Source organism: Paraburkholderia sejongensis, from assembly GCF_020880815.1.
Taxonomy (GTDB): domain Bacteria; phylum Pseudomonadota; class Gammaproteobacteria; order Burkholderiales; family Burkholderiaceae; genus Paraburkholderia; species Paraburkholderia sejongensis.
On sequence record NZ_JAJITD010000002.1, the window covers coordinates 443124 to 460673 of the forward strand.

General features: G+C 64.6%; 18 protein-coding genes. 13 read left to right on the forward strand and 5 right to left on the reverse strand.

Going from position 1 to position 17550, the window contains the following annotated elements; translation table 11 throughout:
* Both LJ656_RS05475 and LJ656_RS05480 read left to right on the forward strand, forming a co-directional pair.
* Positions 1-1092 carry an AI-2E family transporter gene (locus LJ656_RS05475; protein WP_230508252.1) on the forward strand — a complete coding sequence of 364 codons (1092 nt, stop codon included), beginning with the start codon at positions 1-3 and terminating at the stop codon, positions 1090-1092.
* Between the two features lie 249 nt (positions 1093-1341).
* On the forward strand, positions 1342-2574 hold the full coding sequence (locus tag LJ656_RS05480; protein WP_230508253.1) for a PepSY-associated TM helix domain-containing protein: 1233 nt from the start codon (positions 1342-1344) through the stop codon (positions 2572-2574).
* A gap of 62 nt (positions 2575-2636) precedes the next feature.
* Here LJ656_RS05480 and purU read toward each other — a convergent pair whose 3' ends face one another.
* The 5 genes from purU to LJ656_RS05505 all read right to left on the reverse strand — a co-directional run bounded on the left by purU (position 2637) and on the right by LJ656_RS05505 (position 7831).
* Positions 2637-3506, reverse strand: coding sequence for a formyltetrahydrofolate deformylase (gene purU / locus LJ656_RS05485; protein ID WP_230508254.1), 870 nt, complete (start codon positions 3504-3506; stop codon positions 2637-2639).
* 97 nt (positions 3507-3603) lie between these two features.
* Positions 3604-4464, reverse strand: a complete 861-nt coding sequence (locus LJ656_RS05490) for an NUDIX hydrolase (RefSeq protein ID WP_230508255.1) — start codon at positions 4462-4464, stop codon at positions 3604-3606.
* Positions 4465-4476: 12 nt separating this feature from the next.
* A complete protein-coding gene (locus LJ656_RS05495) occupies positions 4477-5091 on the reverse strand; it encodes a LysE family translocator (RefSeq protein WP_230508256.1) in 615 nt (204 codons plus the stop codon).
* 19 nt (positions 5092-5110) lie between these two features.
* Positions 5111-5677 carry an adenine phosphoribosyltransferase gene (locus LJ656_RS05500; RefSeq protein WP_230508257.1) on the reverse strand — a complete coding sequence of 189 codons (567 nt, stop codon included), beginning with the start codon at positions 5675-5677 and terminating at the stop codon, positions 5111-5113.
* A gap of 150 nt (positions 5678-5827) precedes the next feature.
* The gene (locus tag LJ656_RS05505) at positions 5828-7831 is read right to left on the reverse strand and encodes a monovalent cation:proton antiporter family protein (RefSeq protein WP_230508258.1); all 2004 of its coding nucleotides are present in this window, start codon (positions 7829-7831) and stop codon (positions 5828-5830) included.
* A 205-nt stretch (positions 7832-8036) separates the two neighbouring features.
* Between LJ656_RS05505 and kdsD the strand changes: the two genes are divergently transcribed.
* The 11 genes from kdsD to LJ656_RS05560 all read left to right on the forward strand — a co-directional run bounded on the left by kdsD (position 8037) and on the right by LJ656_RS05560 (position 17490).
* Entirely contained in the window at positions 8037-9020 is a 984-nt protein-coding gene (kdsD, locus tag LJ656_RS05510) for an arabinose 5-phosphate isomerase KdsD (protein WP_230508259.1), read from the forward strand.
* Positions 9020-9580 (forward strand): KdsC family phosphatase, encoded by a 561-nt coding sequence (locus LJ656_RS05515; RefSeq protein ID WP_230508260.1) that lies wholly within the window; start codon positions 9020-9022, stop codon positions 9578-9580. Before kdsD ends, LJ656_RS05515 begins: the two co-directional genes overlap by 1 nt.
* A complete protein-coding gene (gene lptC / locus LJ656_RS05520) occupies positions 9577-10176 on the forward strand; it encodes an LPS export ABC transporter periplasmic protein LptC (protein ID WP_230508261.1) in 600 nt (199 codons plus the stop codon). The genes LJ656_RS05515 and lptC overlap by 4 nt, the downstream gene beginning before the upstream one ends.
* A 32-nt stretch (positions 10177-10208) precedes the next feature.
* Positions 10209-10880, forward strand: coding sequence for a lipopolysaccharide transport periplasmic protein LptA (gene lptA / locus LJ656_RS05525; RefSeq protein WP_230508262.1), 672 nt, complete (start codon positions 10209-10211; stop codon positions 10878-10880).
* A gap of 5 nt (positions 10881-10885) precedes the next feature.
* Positions 10886-11674, forward strand: coding sequence for an LPS export ABC transporter ATP-binding protein (gene lptB / locus LJ656_RS05530; protein WP_230508377.1), 789 nt, complete (start codon positions 10886-10888; stop codon positions 11672-11674).
* A gap of 205 nt (positions 11675-11879) precedes the next feature.
* Positions 11880-13397, forward strand: coding sequence for an RNA polymerase factor sigma-54 (locus tag LJ656_RS05535; RefSeq protein ID WP_230508263.1), 1518 nt, complete (start codon positions 11880-11882; stop codon positions 13395-13397).
* A gap of 170 nt (positions 13398-13567) precedes the next feature.
* Positions 13568-13924 (forward strand): ribosome hibernation-promoting factor, HPF/YfiA family, encoded by a 357-nt coding sequence (hpf, locus tag LJ656_RS05540; protein WP_075295280.1) that lies wholly within the window; start codon positions 13568-13570, stop codon positions 13922-13924.
* A gap of 341 nt (positions 13925-14265) precedes the next feature.
* On the forward strand, positions 14266-14781 hold the full coding sequence (locus LJ656_RS05545) for a PTS sugar transporter subunit IIA (protein WP_167048288.1): 516 nt from the start codon (positions 14266-14268) through the stop codon (positions 14779-14781).
* Positions 14782-14855: 74 nt separating this feature from the next.
* The gene (gene hprK / locus LJ656_RS05550; RefSeq protein ID WP_230508264.1) at positions 14856-15824 is read left to right on the forward strand and encodes an HPr(Ser) kinase/phosphatase; all 969 of its coding nucleotides are present in this window, start codon (positions 14856-14858) and stop codon (positions 15822-15824) included.
* A gap of 97 nt (positions 15825-15921) precedes the next feature.
* Positions 15922-16815 (forward strand): RNase adapter RapZ, encoded by an 894-nt coding sequence (gene rapZ / locus LJ656_RS05555; protein ID WP_075295274.1) that lies wholly within the window; start codon positions 15922-15924, stop codon positions 16813-16815.
* A gap of 39 nt (positions 16816-16854) precedes the next feature.
* Positions 16855-17490 carry an LON peptidase substrate-binding domain-containing protein gene (locus tag LJ656_RS05560; RefSeq protein WP_230508265.1) on the forward strand — a complete coding sequence of 212 codons (636 nt, stop codon included), beginning with the start codon at positions 16855-16857 and terminating at the stop codon, positions 17488-17490.
* The last annotated feature ends 60 nt before the right edge of the window (positions 17491-17550 follow it).

Here is a 17550-nt window from a genome sequence, read left to right on the forward strand (position 1 = left end):
ATGGCCAAGCGTAATCAGGCGCGCGAAGAAGATCGCGACCGGGTGCAGGACCTGCGCCCGCGCCCGGTCAGGCTGACCAGCGACATGAGCCTGCCGAAGCTGTCGGCGGTCGAAATCGGCAGCTATGTGGTCACGCTGCTCGGCATGTGGGCGGTGATCGCACTGCATCTGCTCGGCGCGCTGCTCGCCGGGCTGCTGGTGTTCCAGCTCGTGCACATGATCGCGCCGCGCATCGAGCGGCACATGTCGAGCAAGCGGGCGCGCTGGCTCGCGGTGGTGTTCTTGTCGGCGGTGATCGTCGGCGCGCTGACGGGCCTCACGCTCGCGGTCACGTCGCGCATCGAGAACGACGTGCCGAGCGTGCAGAACCTGCTCGATCAGGCGATGCAGCTGATCGACCAGGCGCGCGGCCGGATTCCGCAGTTCATCGCCAGCTATCTGCCGGTCGACACCGAGCAGATGAAGACGCGCGCGGCCGAACTGATGCAGACCCACGCGAACATGCTGCAGCAAAGCGGCACGACCGCCGCGCGCGGTTTCACCCACGTGCTGCTCGGCATGGTGATCGGCGCGATCATCGCGGTCGGCGCGCAGAACCACGTGCAGCGGTTGCCGCTGTCCACCGCGTTCGTCACGCGCGTCACCCGCTTCGCCGACGCATTCCGCCGCATCGTATTCGCGCAGGTGAAGATTTCCGCGCTCAACACGGTCTTCACCGCGATCTTCCTGCTGCTGATCCTGCCGATCTTCCACGATCAGCTGCCGCTGTCGAAAACGTTGGTGCTGATCACGTTCATCGTCGGGCTGCTGCCGGTGATCGGCAATCTGATCTCGAACACGATCATCGTCGCGGTCGCGTTGTCGGTCAGCTTTCCGGCGGCGGTGATGTCGCTGGTATTCCTGATCCTGATTCACAAGCTCGAATACTTCCTGAACGCGCGGATCGTCGGCGGCCAGATCGAGGCGCGCGCTTGGGAACTGCTGATCGCGATGCTGGTGATGGAAGCGGCGTTCGGGATCGCCGGGGTCATCGCCGCGCCGATTTTCTATGCGTACATCAAGCGGGAGCTGATTTATTTGCGGCTGGTGTGACCGCTCACACCCAGCGAATGATCGGTCACACGCGGTCATCCACCACGAAGCGGCACTGCGGTGCCGCTTTTTGCATCCGCGCGAATCGTGTCGCCGGCAAAGCGTCGCGCGCTCCGTTTCCTGACAGAACACTTGCGGTGGAACGTGCAAGCCCCTAAGATGCGAACAATTCCCATTTACAAATGTTCGCCTCGTGACGCCACGCTCCGCTTTCCGTTCGACTGTCCGCTCGTTCCCGCCGGCCCGCGCATGAGACGCCAGCTCGTCCGTCTGCATCGCTGGTTCGGCATCGGCACTGCGCTGTTCCTGTTCGTCGCCGGCCTCACCGGCGCGATCATCGCGTGGGACCATGCGCTCGATTCCGCGCTGAATCCGTCGTTCTATCAGGCCCGCAGCAGCGGACCAACGCTGTCCAGCCTTGAACTTGCGCGCCGCGTCGAAGCTGCCGATCCGCGCCTGCAGGTCACCTATCTGCCGCTCGAAATCGAGCCGGGACACACGCTGCAGATGATGGTGCTGCCGCGCATCGACCCGGCGACCCAACAGCCCTACCCGCTCGAGTTCAACCAGATCGCCGTCGATCCGGTCACCGCCGAAATCCAGGGACGGCGCGAATGGGGCGCCGTGTCGCTTGCGCCGCTCAATCTGATTCCGTTCATCTACAAGCTGCACTACACGCTGCATCTGCCGTTCGCCGGCGGCTTCGACACCGGTACGTGGCTGATGGGGATCGTCGGCATCGTGTGGCTGTTCGACAGCATGATCGCGCTGTTCCTGTCGTTTCCGAGCGTGAAGGCGTGGCGCAAGTCGTTGGCGTTCCGCGTGAAGCGCGGCGGTTACGCGCTGACGTTCGATCTGCACCGCTCGGGCGGCGTGTGGATCTGGGCTCTGCTGATGCTGGTCGCGCTGACGTCGATCTCGATGAATCTGCCGTCGCAGGTGGTCCGGCCGCTCGTCTCGCGCATCTCGACGCTCACGCCCGATCCGATCAACAACCCGGAAATCCTGCGCAAGCCGCAACCGGGCGATCAGATACTGAGCCGCGAGCGCATCGTCGCACTGGCCGAGCAGGCCGGCCGCGACAAGCATCTGAGCGCGCCGCCTGGCGGTCTCTACTACGCCCACTTGCTGCATACGTACGGCGTCGGCTACTACACGGCCGGCAACGATCACGGCAGCGGCCTCGGCAACCCGTGGCTCTATTGGGATGCGGTGACCGGCAAGCCGCTCGCCGCGCAGATTCCGGGCCGCGGCACCGCCGGCGATATCTTCATGCAGCTACAGTTCCCGCTGCACTCGGGGCGGATCCTCGGTCTGGGCGGGCGGATTCTGATCAGCGCGGTCGGGATTGCGGTCGCCACGCTGAGCGTGACCGGACTGCTGATCTGGCTGAAGAAGTTCAATGGCCGGCGCCGCTCCGCGCAAAACGCGAATCTCGCGCGCAACGGCAATCAGGCCGGCGGCGCGGCAGCGCAGCCGTAAAGGCCGAAGGAAGACAAACCAGACGTGGAAAAAAAAATGCGCCGGCTTGACCGGCGCATTTTTTAGCGGAACACCACCGTCTTGCTGCCGTTGAGCACCACGCGATGCTCGACGTGCCACTTCACCGCGCGCGCGAGCGTCACGCATTCGACGTCGCGGCCGATCGCCGTCAGTTGCTCCGGCGTCATGCTGTGATCGACGCGCTCGACTTCCTGCTCGATGATCGGGCCTTCGTCGAGATCGGTCGTCACGTAGTGGGCGGTCGCGCCGATCAGCTTCACGCCGCGGTCGAACGCCTGGTAGTACGGCTTGGCGCCCTTGAAGCTCGGCAGGAACGAGTGATGGATGTTGATCGCGCGGCCGGCCAGCGCTTCGCACAGCTGCGGCGACAGGATCTGCATGTAGCGCGCGAGCACCACGAGGTCGGCCTGATGCTCGTTGATCACTTCGAGCACGCGTGCTTCCTGCGCGGCCTTGGCGTCCGACGTGCCGCCGAGCAGCGGGAAGTGATGGAACGGAATGTCGTAGCTCGCGGCGAGCTGGTAGAACTCCTTGTGGTTCGAGATGATCGCCGGGATCTCGATGTTCAGCTGGCCGGTGCGGTAGCGGAACAGCAGATCGTTCAGGCAGTGGCCGATCTTCGACACCATGATCACGACGCGCGGCTTCACCGACGCATCGTGCAATTCCCAGCTCATGCCGAACTGTTCGGCGAGCGTCACGAACGACGCGCGCAGCGCGTCGAGTCCCGGATCGCCGCCCACCTGCTGAAAGTGCACGCGCATGAAGAACTCGCCGGTGCGGCTGTCGCCGAACTGCGCGGAGTCGAGAATATTGCTGCCACGCTCGAACAGAAAGCCGGACACGGCGTGAACGATGCCGGGCCGGTCGGCGCACGACAGTTTGAGGATAAAGCTGTGATCGGTCGACATGACCTTCGTGACTCCCTTCTTCAATGCGTGGTTTGTTTCGGTGTGTGCTGTCTGGATGCGCGGATGCTTGAGGCGCCGGTGCTTCCCGCGCGGGGCCTTAGCCCCTGAAACCAGGCGCCGGCGGCACGAACAGCGCGTCGATCCCGCCGCACGCGTCCTCGTCGATCCAGCGGCGGCGCAGCAGGCAATCGAGCGTCGCGAGACTCGCGTCGACCGTCAGCGCGCCTTCCTCGATCCAGCGCGCGACTTCGTCGATCCGCGCGAGCCGGTGCTCGCCCACTTCGCCGTCCTGATTACGCGGCGCGAAATCGGCAGGCAGCGCGAGGTCGTAGATGAAAACCTGCTCGGCCTGGGTGCCTTCCGGCAACGACTGCAGCACGTGCGCGGTGCGGCCCGCGACCGCGCGCGACGCGATCTCCCGCGGAATGCCGGCTTCTTCCCAGCACTCCTTCACGATCGTCTCGGCGACCCCGAAGCCCCAGCCGATCCCGCCGGCGACGACATTGTCGAGCATCCCGGGATCGGTCGCCTTGGTGTCGCTGCGGCGCGCGATCCACATCTGAGGCGCGCCGCCATCCGCGTATTCTACGACGCCGTTCAGATGCACCGCGTAGGTCATCGTGCCGAAGAAGCGCGACGCGGCGCGTTCGATATACGCGAGCGGCGGCGCGTCGAACGCGTTACGGATCGCGTAGGTTTCGTCGCGCCAACCCGGGATGCGGCCGTCGGCGGCGAGCGCGCCGATCACCGACGCGAGCGCCGCGCTGCGCAGATCGACGGTATCGAACGCGGCGACCAGCGTGACGCCGGCCCGGTCGATCTCGAACACGTCGGGCCAGCGCGCGAGCAGCGGCACGTCGCTGTCGCGAATCCAGCCGACCTGTTCGGCGCCGATCAGAAACGGCCGATGCGCGTTCGCGTCGAAGCGGCGCGCGGCGGCGATGCAAGGCAAGCTCATAGAAAACTCCAGTCAGTCGCGCAACGCGACGCGAATGCCGATCGCGATAAAGGTCGCGCCGGCCAGCCGGTCGAGCCACACGCCGACCCGCGGGCGGCGGCGCAGCCAGTTGCCGATCACCCCCGCGCATACGCCGAACAGCGAAAACACCACGACCGTTTGCAGCATGAACAGCACGCCGAGCTCCAGCATCTGCACGGTCACGCTTTGCGCGCCGTGCGGCTGCACGAACTGCGGCAGGAACACGATGAAGAACAGCGTGACCTTCGGATTGAGCAGATTGCCGAGCACGCTTTGGCGGAACACCGCGGCGAGCGGCTGCGGCGGGCGCTGATGGGCGGTCGCGAGCCCCTCGCTGCGCAGCGCCTTGATGCCGATCCCGACCAGATACGCGGCGCCTACGAGTTTGATCGCCTCAAACGCGAGCGGCGACGAGCGCAGCAGCGCGGCGACGCCGAGCGCGGCCAGCGTGGTGTGAAACGTGATGCCGGCGGCAAAGCCGAGCGCCGCGACGAGGCCGGCTGCGCGGCCCTGCGAAATGCCGCGCGCGAGCACCTGCAGATTGTCGGGACCGGGCGCGACCGTGATCGCGATCGAGGTGGCGAGAAACAGCAGGAAGTTGGGCATCGCGTGGCTCTCGGGAAACTTAGTGGCCGTCGAAACTCGTCACCGTGTACAGCTCGAGGCCGCCGTCGCGCAGCAGCTTCGAACCGCCGAGTTCCGGCAGGTCGACAATCGCGGCGCCTTCCACGATGCTCGCGCCGAGCCGCTCGAGCAGCATTTTGCCGGCCATCATCGTGCCGCCGGTCGCGATCAGATCGTCGATGATCACGACACGGTCGCCCGGCTTGCACGCGTCTTCGTGAATCTCGACGGTCGCGGTGCCGTATTCCAGTTCATACGATTGCGAAATCCGCTTGTACGGCAGCTTGCCCGCCTTGCGGATCGGAATGAAGCCGACGCTCAGCTCGTGCGCGACGATCGGGCCGATGATGAAGCCGCGCGCGTCGAGCCCGGCGATGTAGTCGAGCTTCGCGTCGATATAGCGCTGCACGAACAGGTCGATCAGCACGCGCAGCGACTTCGGCTCCTGCAGCAGCGGCGTGATGTCGCGAAACTGCACGCCCGGCTGCGGCCAGTCGGGCACCGTGCGTATGTGACTTCTGATGTAGTCGGCCGCATCGAGCGGCGCGCTGTGGAGCGCGTTGGACATGATGTCTCCGGATGGACCTCGCTAGGTCCGGTGAAAAGCCTGAATCAGAGGGGCCCGGCGGGCCGGGCTTGCGTCATGGCCCGGGTGAAGGGCGATTCCTCGTCGCGCCGCCAGATGAGTTACCTCGGCGGCGGGCGGTGGCCGCGAACCTCAAGCCGCGGCGGCGCCCGCGCGGCGCTTCTTCGACAACCGCTCCTCGGCCTGCGCCAGTTGTTCGGGCAAGCCGCGCAGCACCACGATGTCGCTCGCTCGCAGTTTCGTCGACGGATCCGGCTCGACCCCGCGGATGCCGTGCCGGCGGATCGCGGTCACTTCGAGCCCGAGTTCGAACAGGCCGAGTTCCGCGAGCGTGCGCCCTACCGCGTCGGCGCTCTCGTCGACCGGCACCGATTGTAGCCGCACCTGTTCGTGGCCGTCGTCGTCATCGACGTCGTCGGCGCCGTGGAAATAGCCGCGCAGCAGCGAGTAGCGCTCGTCGCGCATCTCCTCGACGCGCCTTACCACGCGCCGCATCGGCACGCCCATCACGACCAGCGTGTGCGACGCGAGCATCAGGCTGCCCTCGACGATCTCCGGAATCACCTCGGTCGCGCCGGCGGCCAGCAGTTTTTCCAGATCGGCGTCGTCGACCGTGCGCACGATCACCGGCAGCGTCGGCTCCATCTCGTGGATGTTGTGCAGCACGCGCAATGCCGACGGCGTGTTCGCATAGGTAATCGCGATCGCGGCCGCGCGATGCAGACCGGCCGCGAGCAGCGACTCGCGCCGCCCGGCGTCGCCGAATACCACCGATTCGCCGGCCGCCGCCGCCGCCGATACACGGTCCGGGTCGAGGTCGAGCGCGACGTACGAGAGCCCTTCGTGCTCGAGCATGCGCGCAAGGTTCTGGCCCGCGCGGCCATAGCCGCAGATGATCACGTGGCCGCTCTGCTTGAGGCTTTGCGTCGCAATGCGGGTCATCTGCAGCGACTGCATCATCCACTCGGTCGACGACAGCCGCAGCACGATCCGGTCCGCGTTCTGGATCATGAACGGCGCGGCCAGCATCGACAGCAGCATCGCCGCGAGGATCGCCTGCAGCAGCGTCGGGTTGACCAGATGGCGGTCGAGAATCAGGTTCAGCAGCACGAAACCGAACTCGCCGGCCTGCGCGAGCCCGATGCCGGTGCGCATCGCGACGCCCGGCGACGCGCCGAACAGCCGCGCGAGGCCGGTGATCATGACCGCCTTCAGCAGCACCGGGCCGATGAAAAAGCCCAGCACGATCAGCGGGTGCTGCCAGATCACCTCGGGATTGAGCAGCATCCCGGTCGTGACGAAGAACAGGCCGAGCAGCACGTCGCGAAACGGCTTGATGTCCTCTTCCACCTGATGCCGGTACGGCGTCTCGGCGATCAGCATGCCGGCGATGAACGCGCCGAGCGCGAGCGACAGGCCGAATTTGTCGGTGATGAACGCGGCGCCGAGCGTGACCAGCAGCAGATTGAGGACGAACAGTTCCTGCGAGCGGCGTCGCGCGACCACGTTGAACCAGCGCGTCATGAAGCTCTGCCCGACGATCAGCAGCAGCGCCAGCGCGACGACGATCTTGACCGCCGCGATGCCGAGCGCGCTGGCGAGGTTCTCCGAGCGGCCGCCGAGCGCGGAGATGATGATCAGGAGCGGCACCACCGCGAGATCCTGGAACAGCAGCACGCCGAAGATGTTGCGGCCGTGCTCGGTCTCGATCTCGAGCCGCTCCGCGAGCATCTTGCTGACGATCGCCGTCGACGACATCGCCAGCGCGCCGCCGAGCGCGACGCTCGCCTGCCATGTGATGTGCACCCAGCGCTCCAGCACAAAGCCGAGCGACACCGCCACCGCGACCGTGCCGATCACCTGCAACAGACCGAGGCCGAACACGAGCCGGCGCATCGAGCGCAGCTTCGACAGCGAGAATTCGAGGCCGATCGAGAACATCAGGAACACGACGCCGAATTCGGCGAGGTTCTGCGCGCCGGCCGAATCCGGAATCAGCCCGAACGCGTGCGGCCCGACCACGATGCCGACGGTCAGATAGCCGAGCATCGGCGGCAGGTTCAGGAAACGAAAGATCACCACGCCCGCCACCGATGCCAGCAGCAGGAACAAGGTCATCTCGAGCGGAGAGATCATCGGCAAAAACGCATGGGTAAAGCGTCCTCGTTCGTCAGCGGAACCACGCACGAGAGCGCCGTGCGACAGGGTCGGGGAGCCGGTTAAAAAGCAGCCAACAGGCGGCAAAACGGCTGAAAAAGAGGTTGTCGACAGGCTGATGCGGACAGCCGTCGGGCGCAGCCCGGCCGGCGCGGCGAACAGGCGCCTTTGCTATACTCCGCGCATGATAGCGAAAATCAATGGCGACAGGGCACTCACGCTTGCTCGCGACGTACTCGACATCGAAGCAGACGCCGTGCGCGCGCTTCGCGACCAGCTCGACGGCGAGTTCGTCGGCGCGGTCGATCTCATCCTGGGTTGCCGCGGACGGGTCGTCGTCTCCGGCATCGGCAAGTCGGGCCACGTGGCCCGCAAGCTCGCGGCCACGCTGGCCAGTACCGGCACCCCCGCGTTCTTCGTGCATCCCGCGGAAGCCAGCCATGGCGACCTTGGCATGGTGACCGCCGACGACGTGTTCCTCGCGCTGTCCAATTCCGGCGAAACGGACGAATTGATGGCGATCCTGCCGCTCATCAAGCGGATCGGCGCGAAGCTGATCGCGATGACCGGCCGCCCCGGCTCGAGCCTCGCGCAACTGGCCGACGTGCATCTGAATTCCGGCGTCGCGAAAGAAGCCTGTCCGATGAATCTCGCGCCCACCGCCAGCACCACCGCCGCGCTCGCGCTCGGCGACGCGCTCGCGGTCGCGGTACTCGACGCGCGCGGCTTCGGCCGCGACGACTTCGCGCGCTCGCATCCGGGCGGCGCGCTCGGCCGGCGCCTGCTCACTTATGTACGCGACGTGATGCGTACCGGCGACCAGTTGCCGCAGGTCACGCCGGAAGCGACCGTCAGCGACGCGCTCTTCCAGTTGACCGCGAAGCGCATGGGCATGACCGCGATCGTCGACCACGAAGGCCGCGTGACCGGCATCTTCACCGACGGCGACCTGCGCCGCGTGCTCGAACGCGACGGCGATTTCCGCCAGTTGCCGATCGCCTCGGTAATGACCGCCGGCCCGCGCACGATCGGCCCGGACGAGCTCGCGGTGGCCGCCGTGGAACTGATGGAGCGCTATCGCATCAATCAGATGCTGGTCGTCGACGACGCGGGCAAGCTGATCGGCGCGCTCAACATGCACGACCTGTTTTCCAAGAAGGTGATCTGATGGCCGTGACCGCTCCTACCGCTACCGAACGCGCCAGCCGCGTCAAGCTGATGATTTTCGACGTCGACGGCGTGTTGACCGACGGCGGTCTGCTGTTCACGGCGGAAGGCGACACGATGAAAGGCTTCAACTCGATGGACGGCCACGGCATGAAGCTGCTGCGCCAGGCCGGCATCGAGACCGCGATCATCACCGGGCGCAAGTCCGGCATCGTCGCGGCGCGGGTCAAGGATCTGAACGTCGCGCACGTCTATCAGGGCGTGCAGGACAAACCGCAGGCGTTCGCCGACCTGCTGCAGAAGACCGGCCTCGCCGCCGAAGATTGCGGCTACATGGGCGACGACTGGGTCGATCTGGCGGTGATGCTGCGAGTCGGCTTCGCGGCCGCGCCGGCCAATTCGCATCCCGAAGTGATCGCGCGCGCCCACTGGGTCAGCGAGGCCCGCGGCGGCTACGGCGCGGCGCGCGAAGTCTGCGACACGCTGCTGCGCGCGCAGAACAAATATGAAGCGTTGCTGGCGCAGGCATGCAGCGGCGAGCAGAAAGGGCTCGTCGGATGAATCAGTTTCGCTGGACTTCGCTGATCCCGCTGATCGCGATGGCGGCGCTCGCGGGCATCACCTGGTGGCTGCTGCAAGCCACGTTGCCGCGCAAGAACGAAGACGTGGCGCGTCCGAAAGAGCACACGCCGGACTACTTCGCGGACAACTTCTCGGTGTCCGAGCTCGATCAGTCGGGCGCGACGCAATACCGGCTGACCGCGCAATCGTTGATCCATTACGAGGACACCGAAGTGAGCGACCTCGTCAAGCCGGCGATGCGCGCGTTCCAGCCCGGCAAGCCGATCGTCACCGCGACCGGCGACACCGGTACGGTCAACGCGGACGCGTCGATCGTCGATCTGTACGGCAATGCGCGGATCCTGCGCGCGCCGGGCGCGGGCGATCCGCAGATGCAGGCCGACTCCGAGCATTTCAGGGTGCTCGTGAACGACGATGTGATCGAGACTGAAAAGCCAGTTAAACTTCAGCGCGGCGTGTCGGTAATGACAGCCAGCGGCATGAAATACAACAATGTCACCCGGGTTATGCAGCTGTTCGGCAATGTAAGAGGCGCAATCGCCGCATCCGACGCCGGCGGCGGCTCGTCCCACTAACAACCCGGGCCATCCATTCCAGGCGTGACTGCATGAACGAATCGCTCCCCCGTTTTGATACCGGCCGCTCGCGCGCGCTGTCCGCGTGCCGCGCCGGACTCGCCGCGCTGCTGGTCGCGCTGCCGCTCGCCGGCTTCGCGCCGCTCGCGCACGCGGACCGTGCCGACAAGGACAAGCCGCTGAACATCGAAGCGGACAACATGACTTACGACGACCTTCGCCAGGTCAGCATCTTCACCGGCCACGTGGTCGCCACCAAGGGGACGATCCTGATCAAGGCAGATCGCGTCGAGGTGTCGCAAGACCCGCAGGGCTACCAGTACGCGACCGGCACGTCGAGCGGCGGCAATCTGTCGTATTTCCGCCAGAAGCGCGAAGGTCTCGACGAGTACATCGAAGGCACGGCCGTGCGGATCGACTACGACGGCAGGCAGGACCTGACCACGCTCACCACCAACGCAACGGTGCGCCGCCTGCAAGGTCTGACCACGCTGCTCGACACCGTGCGCGGCAGCGTGATCACATACGACGGCCAGAACGACTTCTATACCGCGAAGGCGGGCAAGGACGTCGCCGGTCCGGGCAATCCGACCGGCCGCGTGCGCGCGATGCTGACGCCGCGCAACGCCGGCGCCGCGCCGATAACCGGCGCGTCGGCCGCGCTCGCGCCGTCCAACTCGATCCAGGGAGCGCCGAACCAGTGAGCACCATCAGCACCCCCACCGCGCCCCTGCCCCATCGCAAGCCGGCCGGCACCAGCAGTTCGCTGGTCGTGCGCAATCTGAAGAAGCGCTACGGCTCGCGCACGGTCGTCAAGGACGTGTCGCTCGACGTGAAAAGCGGCGAAGTGGTCGGCCTGCTGGGCCCGAACGGCGCCGGCAAGACCACCTCGTTCTATATGATCGTCGGCCTCGTGCCGCTCGATGCCGGCGAGATCGACCTCGACGGCAAATCGATCAGCCTGCTGCCGATCCACAAGCGCGCGTCGCTGGGTTTGTCGTATCTGCCGCAGGAAGCTTCGGTGTTCCGCAAGCTCACCGTCGAGCAGAACATTCGCGCGGTGCTGGAATTGCAGCATGAGGAAAACGGCAAGCGGCTCAGCAAGGATGCGATCACGTCGCGCACCGAAGCGCTGCTCGACGAGTTGCAGATCGCGCATCTGCGTGACAATCCGGCGCTGTCGCTGTCGGGCGGTGAGCGCCGCCGGGTCGAAATCGCCCGCGCGCTGGCGACCAACCCGAGCTTCATTCTGCTCGACGAACCGTTCGCCGGGGTCGACCCGATCGCGGTGCTGGAAATCCAGAAGATCGTCAAATTCCTGAAGCAGCGCAATATCGGCGTGCTGATCACCGATCACAACGTGCGCGAAACGCTCGGCATCTGCGACCACGCGTACATCATCAGCGACGGCAGCGTGCTCGCGGCCGGCGCGCCCAGCGAAATCATCGAGAACGAAAGCGTGCGGCGCGTCTATCTGGGCGAGCATTTCCGCATGTAAGCACCCACAGGATCGCCGGTCACGCGAACGCGTTCGGCCGGCCCCTGTCGCCGCTTTTTGCGGCAACCGCACATTCCCCAACGTCGATTTTTCCGGCGGCGCCGGCCGACGATTCGCGGCGCCTGCAATAGGCGTATCCGTAAATTGCGAGTGCCGCAAGGTATCGCGGTCGTGGCAAACTCTCTACAATGAATCTCAACTTGCCATGAAAGCCAGCCTCCAACTCCGCCTATCGCAGCATCTTGCGCTGACGCCGCAACTTCAGCAGTCCATCCGGCTGCTGCAGTTGTCTACGCTCGAATTGCAGCAGGAAGTCGCGATGGCAATCTCGCAGAATCCGCTCCTCGAAAACGAGGACGAGTGGATCGCGAGCCCATTGCGGGTGGCGGCCGACGGTTCGGTGATCGCGCAGACGCCGGGTTCTTCCGCGCCGAGCGATCCGATGTCCGGCAATGGCTCGGGCTCATCCGACGGCTCCGGCGAGCGCGCCGAAAGCGGCGAACCGCAGGGCGTCGACGAATACAACGGCCTCGCGGGCGACAGCAGCAGCGATTCGTCCCAATGGAACCTCGACGACTACGGCCGCTCCGGCAACGCGTCGGACGATGACGACCTGCCGCCGCTGCAAATCCACGAATCGAGCACCTCGCTGCGCGATCACCTGATGGCGCAGTTGCGCGTCACCCAGGCCAGCCCGCGCGACCGCGCGCTGATCACCTTTCTGATCGAATCGCTCGACGACGACGGCTACCTCGCCGCGACGCTCGAGGAAGTGCTGGCCGATCTGCCCGAAGAACTCGAAGTCGATATGGACGAAGTGAATGCGGCGCTCGCACTGCTGCACAGCTTCGACCCGGCCGGGGTCGGCGCACGCTCGGCGTCCGAATGTCTGAAGCTGCAACTGCTGCGCCTCGAGCCGTCGCCCACGCGTACGCTCGCGCTAGACATTGTCGGCCATTACCTGGAACTGCTCGCCGCGCGCGATTTCACGCGTCTGCGCAAGCACCTGAAAGCCAGCGACGACGATCTGCGCGACGCGCACGTATTGATCCGCTCGCTCGAACCGTTTCCCGGCGCAGCCTACGGCAAGGCCGAAGCGGACTACGTGGTGCCCGACATCATGGTGCGCAAAACCGCACAAGGATGGCAGGCCGAACTGAATCCGGAGGTGGTGCCGAAGCTGCGTATCAACCATCTGTACGCGAACATTCTGCGCAATAACCGCGGCGATCCGGGTAGCGGATCGTTGCGCCAGCAACTTCAGGAAGCACGCTGGCTGATCAAGAATATCCAGCAGCGTTTCGAGACGATCTTGCGGGTTGCGCAGGCGATCGTCGAGCGTCAGAAGAGCTTTTTTGTGCACGGCGAAATTGCCATGCGCCCCTTGGTTTTGCGGGAAATTGCTGATACGCTGGGCCTACACGAGTCGACGGTCTCGCGTGTGACAACCGGTAAATACATGCTGACCCCATTCGGGACGCTGGAATTCAAGTATTTTTTCGGCTCGCACGTTTCGACCGACACCGGCGGCGCGGCCTCATCCACGGCCATTCGCGCGCTGATCAAACAACTGATAGGAGCGGAAAACCCGAAATCGCCACTTTCAGACAGTCGCATAGCCGAACTGCTGGCGGAACAGGGCTTCGTGGTCGCACGGCGTACCGTTGCGAAATACCGTGAAGCGCTCAAGATCCCGGCAGTCAACCTGCGCAAGTCTCTGTAGCCCGCTGCGTTTTGCAGCGAGCATTTACCGGCCGCTCCGCACCTGGCGGACAGGTCGGCCGCTGCGACCTGCCAGATGATCGTCACCGGGGGGCGACACAGGCGAGCCGTCAGATCGACCGGACCTTTGCCATTGTGCGGACCAAGCGGCCATTAGCTTGGAGAAGCACTATGAATCTCAAGATCAGTGGACACCACCTCGAAGTAACGCCTGCGTTGCGCGAATACGTGATCACCAAACTGGACAGGGTGCTAAGACATTTCGATCAGGTCATCGACGGCAGTGTGGTCCTCTCGGTCGACAACCATAAGGAAAAGGACAAGCGTCAGAAGGTTGAGATCAACCTCCATCTGAAGGGTAAAGACATTTTCGTCGAGAGTTGTGACAGTGATTTGTACGCTGCGATCGATCTGATGATCGACAAGCTCGACAGGCAGGTAATACGCCACAAGGACCGTCTGCAGGGCCATGCGCACGAGGCGATCAAATATCAGCCGGCACCGCTAGTGGATGTGCCGCCGCAATAAGGGAAATTAGAGGAAACTCCTCATTTCCGTAGTTCGCTTCGAACCGCCCTCATCCGGGCGGTTTTTCGTTTGCGACGAAGGTTTTCGCGCAACGCCAGACCGCCCGGAGCAATCACCTTGCGCGCGATGCAACGAAGTTTGCGCAATGCGACATGCGCGATTGCGCAAGCCGTGAAAAACCTGATATGCATGAATGGCGCGCCGCACCATCGGCCGTTACCCTGTTCTATAATGTTCCGGTTACCATCGGGGTCAAGCCAGCTCTTACGAAGTGCGACCGGCGAAAGTTTTGCGGGTGGCGACATTCACCGTCTGTCCCTGTCCTCAAGAGCATCGAACGAATGGAACGCCATTTAAACGCCCCGGTGGGGAGAACCCAGGCCACGTTTTCGCCTGTCAACATGAATCGTTTAGCCAAATTTCTTCCCCTCGAGAACGTCGTCATCGGACTATCGGTCACCAGCAAGAAACGCGTGTTCGAGCAAGCGGGCCTGATATTCGAGAACCAGAACGGCATCGCCCGTAGTACCGTCACAGACAATCTTTTTGCGCGCGAACGCCTCGGCTCGACCGGGCTCGGCGAAGGCGTCGCGATCCCGCATGGGCGGATCAAAGGCCTCAAGCAACCGCTCGCCGCCTTCGTCCGACTCGCAGAACCCATCCCCTTCGAAGCCCCGGACGGTCAGCCGGTATCCCTGCTGATTTTCCTGCTCGTCCCCGAACAGGCCACCCAGCAGCACCTCGAAATCCTCTCCGAGATCGCCCAGTTGTTGTCCGATCGCGAGGCCCGCGAGCGTCTGCACACGGAAGAAGACCGCGAATCGTTGCATCGGCTGCTCACTCAATGGCAACCTTGATGCATTGCCGGCGGTAATTCAGACGCGCACGCAGGTACGGCCCGGCAAGCGGCTCACACTGGAGTCACTGACTCATGGATACGTCCAGCATCAACGCCCAGAGCATTTTCGACGACAACGCCGCCATGCTGAAACTCAGCTGGCTGACCGGGCATGAAGGCTGGGAGCGCGGGTTTTCCGTGGAATCGGTCGCGAACGCCACATCGAGCGCGGACCTCGTCGGCCACCTGAACCTGATCCACCCGAACCGGATCCAGGTGCTGGGCGACGCCGAAATCGACTACTACAAACGCCAGACCGACGAAGATCGCTCGCGCCATATGGCCGAGCTGATCGCGCTGGAGCCGCCGTTCCTGGTGGTGGCCGGCGGCGTTGCCGCGCCGCCCGAACTGGTACTGCGCTGCACGCGTTCGTCGACGCCGCTGTTCACGACGCCAACCTCGGCGGCCGCGGTGATCGACAGCCTGCGCCTTTATATGTCACGCATTCTGGCGCCGCGCGCGACGCTACACGGCGTATTTCTCGACATTCTCGGCATGGGCGTGCTGCTCACCGGCGACTCGGGCCTCGGCAAGAGCGAACTCGGTCTCGAGCTGATCAGCCGCGGCCACGGTCTCGTCGCCGACGACGCAGTGGACTTCGTACGGCTCGGCCCGGACTTCGTCGAAGGGCGCTGCCCGCCTCTGCTGCAGAACCTGCTCGAAGTGCGCGGCCTCGGTCTGCTCGACATCAAGACGATCTTCGGCGAAACCGCGGTACGCCGCAAAATGAAGCTGAAGCTGATCGTGCAACTGGTGCGCCGCCCCGACGGCGAATTCCAGCGCCTGCCGCTGGAAAGCCAGACCGTCGACGTGCTCGGCCTGCCGATCAGCAAGGTCACCATTCAAGTGGCCGCGGGCCGCAACCTCGCGGTGCTGGTCGAAGCGGCGGTGCGCAACACGATCCTGCAACTGCGCGGCATCGATACATTGCGCGACTTCATGGATCGCCAGCGCCTCGCCATGCAGGATCCCGACAGCCAGTTCCCGGGCAAGCTGATCTGAGCCGGCGGCGCGCGGCGACAGCCGCGGCGCAGCGCATGCCCCAGGTACGCGCCGGGAGGCCTGATGCTATGATGAAACGTACGCTTTCGACGACTCCATGCGCATAATTCTCATCACCGGTATCTCTGGCTCCGGCAAGTCGGTTGCGCTGAATGCGCTTGAAGACGCAGGTTATTACTGCGTCGACAATCTGCCGCCGCGCTTCCTGCCGCAGCTCGCCACCTACCTCGCCGAGGACGGCCAGGATCGTCTCGCGGTTGCGATCGACGCGCGTTCCGGCTCATCGCTCGACGAAATGCCCGCGATGATCCGCGACCTGAAGCGCTCGCACGACGTGCGCGTGCTGTTCCTGAGCGCAAGCACCCAATCGCTGATTCAGCGCTTTTCGGAAACCCGCCGCCGCCATCCGCTGTCGGGCTCCCCCGCGCACGACGCGGACGTGGGCCTGCTCACGTCGCTCGCCGAAGCGATCGAGCGCGAGCGCGAACTGGTCGCCGGTCTGGCCGAATTCGGCCATCAGATCGACACCAGCAATCTGCGCGCGAACGTGCTGCGCGCATGGGTCAAACGCTTTATCGAGCAGGAAGATGCGGGCCTCGTGCTGATGTTCGAATCGTTCGGCTTCAAACGCGGCGTGCCGCTCGACGCGGACTTCGTGTTCGACGTCCGCACGCTGCCGAACCCCTATTACGATCACGAATTGAGGCCGCTCACCGGTCTCGACCAGCCGGTGATGGATTTTCTCGATGCACAGCCGGTGGTCCACGAAATGATCGACGACATCGAGAAGTACCTGTCCAAGTGGCTGCCGCATTTCCGCGACGACAATCGCAGCTATCTAACCGTCGCAATCGGTTGTACGGGCGGCCAGCACCGCTCGGTATTCATCGCGGAGACGCTTGCCGCGCGTCTCGCAACATCGGCGAATGTAATCGTGCGGCACCGTGATGCGCCGGTCGACGTCGGCGAATCATCGAAGCTTGTGGCTTAACCGGCCGCATCGCGCGGCCTTAACCCGAAGCGTTGCGCCATGTCCTCTACGCCTACTGTGTTCGCCGATTTGCCGCTGTTTCCGCTGCATACGGTGCTGTTTCCCGATGGCTTGCTGCCGCTCAAGATCTTCGAAGCGCGCTACCTCGACATGGCGCGCGACTGTCTGCGCGAAAAAACGCCGTTCGGCGTATGCATGCTGAAAAGCGGCGCCGAAGTGGCCCGCGAGGAAGAACCTTCGGTGCCCGAAACGATTGGCTGTCTTGCCGAAATCGAGGAGTGCGATGTCGAAGCGTTCGGCATGCTGCTGATCCGCGCGCGCGGCACCAAACGCTTTCGGCTGCTGTCGCATCGCGTCGAAGCGAGCGGTCTGCTGGTCGGAATGGCCGAGCCGCTCGCCGACGATCAACCTCTCGAAGGCAACGAGCTGCTGGCCAAATTCGGCGCGTGCGCGGAGGTGCTGGAACGGATCATCGCGACGATCCGCGAACGCGATCCGGATAGTCTGCCGTTCGCGGAACCGTTCAGGCTCGACGATCCGTCATGGGTGTCGAACCGACTCGCCGAAGTTCTGCCGATCGCGTTGCGCGCGCGCCAGAAACTGATGGAACTGACCGATGCGGGCGCGCGCATCGACGTCGTGCATCACTACATGCAGCAGCACCAGCTGCTGTGAATCCGTCAAGGCCGCCGCTCGCGCTGCATGCCGCGGATACGGCGCCTTCGGACCACCCTG

Excerpts from the sequence above, each read along its gene's own strand:
- LJ656_RS05475 (WP_230508252.1), top strand. The coding sequence starts at position 1 with ATGGCCAAGCGTAATCAGGCGCGCGAAGAAGATCGCGACCGGGTGCAG.
- LJ656_RS05480 (WP_230508253.1), top strand. The coding sequence starts at position 1,342 with ATGAGACGCCAGCTCGTCCGTCTGCATCGCTGGTTCGGCATCGGCACT.
- purU (WP_230508254.1), bottom strand. The coding sequence starts at position 3,506 with ATGTCGACCGATCACAGCTTTATCCTCAAACTGTCGTGCGCCGACCGG.
- LJ656_RS05490 (WP_230508255.1), bottom strand. The coding sequence starts at position 4,464 with ATGAGCTTGCCTTGCATCGCCGCCGCGCGCCGCTTCGACGCGAACGCG.
- LJ656_RS05495 (WP_230508256.1), bottom strand. The coding sequence starts at position 5,091 with ATGCCCAACTTCCTGCTGTTTCTCGCCACCTCGATCGCGATCACGGTC.
- LJ656_RS05500 (WP_230508257.1), bottom strand. The coding sequence starts at position 5,677 with ATGTCCAACGCGCTCCACAGCGCGCCGCTCGATGCGGCCGACTACATC.
- LJ656_RS05505 (WP_230508258.1), bottom strand. The coding sequence starts at position 7,831 with ATGATCTCTCCGCTCGAGATGACCTTGTTCCTGCTGCTGGCATCGGTG.
- kdsD (WP_230508259.1), top strand. The coding sequence starts at position 8,037 with ATGATAGCGAAAATCAATGGCGACAGGGCACTCACGCTTGCTCGCGAC.
- LJ656_RS05515 (WP_230508260.1), top strand. The coding sequence starts at position 9,020 with ATGGCCGTGACCGCTCCTACCGCTACCGAACGCGCCAGCCGCGTCAAG.
- lptC (WP_230508261.1), top strand. The coding sequence starts at position 9,577 with ATGAATCAGTTTCGCTGGACTTCGCTGATCCCGCTGATCGCGATGGCG.
- lptA (WP_230508262.1), top strand. The coding sequence starts at position 10,209 with ATGAACGAATCGCTCCCCCGTTTTGATACCGGCCGCTCGCGCGCGCTG.
- LJ656_RS05535 (WP_230508263.1), top strand. The coding sequence starts at position 11,880 with ATGAAAGCCAGCCTCCAACTCCGCCTATCGCAGCATCTTGCGCTGACG.
- hpf (WP_075295280.1), top strand. The coding sequence starts at position 13,568 with ATGAATCTCAAGATCAGTGGACACCACCTCGAAGTAACGCCTGCGTTG.
- LJ656_RS05545 (WP_167048288.1), top strand. The coding sequence starts at position 14,266 with ATGGAACGCCATTTAAACGCCCCGGTGGGGAGAACCCAGGCCACGTTT.
- hprK (WP_230508264.1), top strand. The coding sequence starts at position 14,856 with ATGGATACGTCCAGCATCAACGCCCAGAGCATTTTCGACGACAACGCC.
- rapZ (WP_075295274.1), top strand. The coding sequence starts at position 15,922 with ATGCGCATAATTCTCATCACCGGTATCTCTGGCTCCGGCAAGTCGGTT.
- LJ656_RS05560 (WP_230508265.1), top strand. The coding sequence starts at position 16,855 with ATGTCCTCTACGCCTACTGTGTTCGCCGATTTGCCGCTGTTTCCGCTG.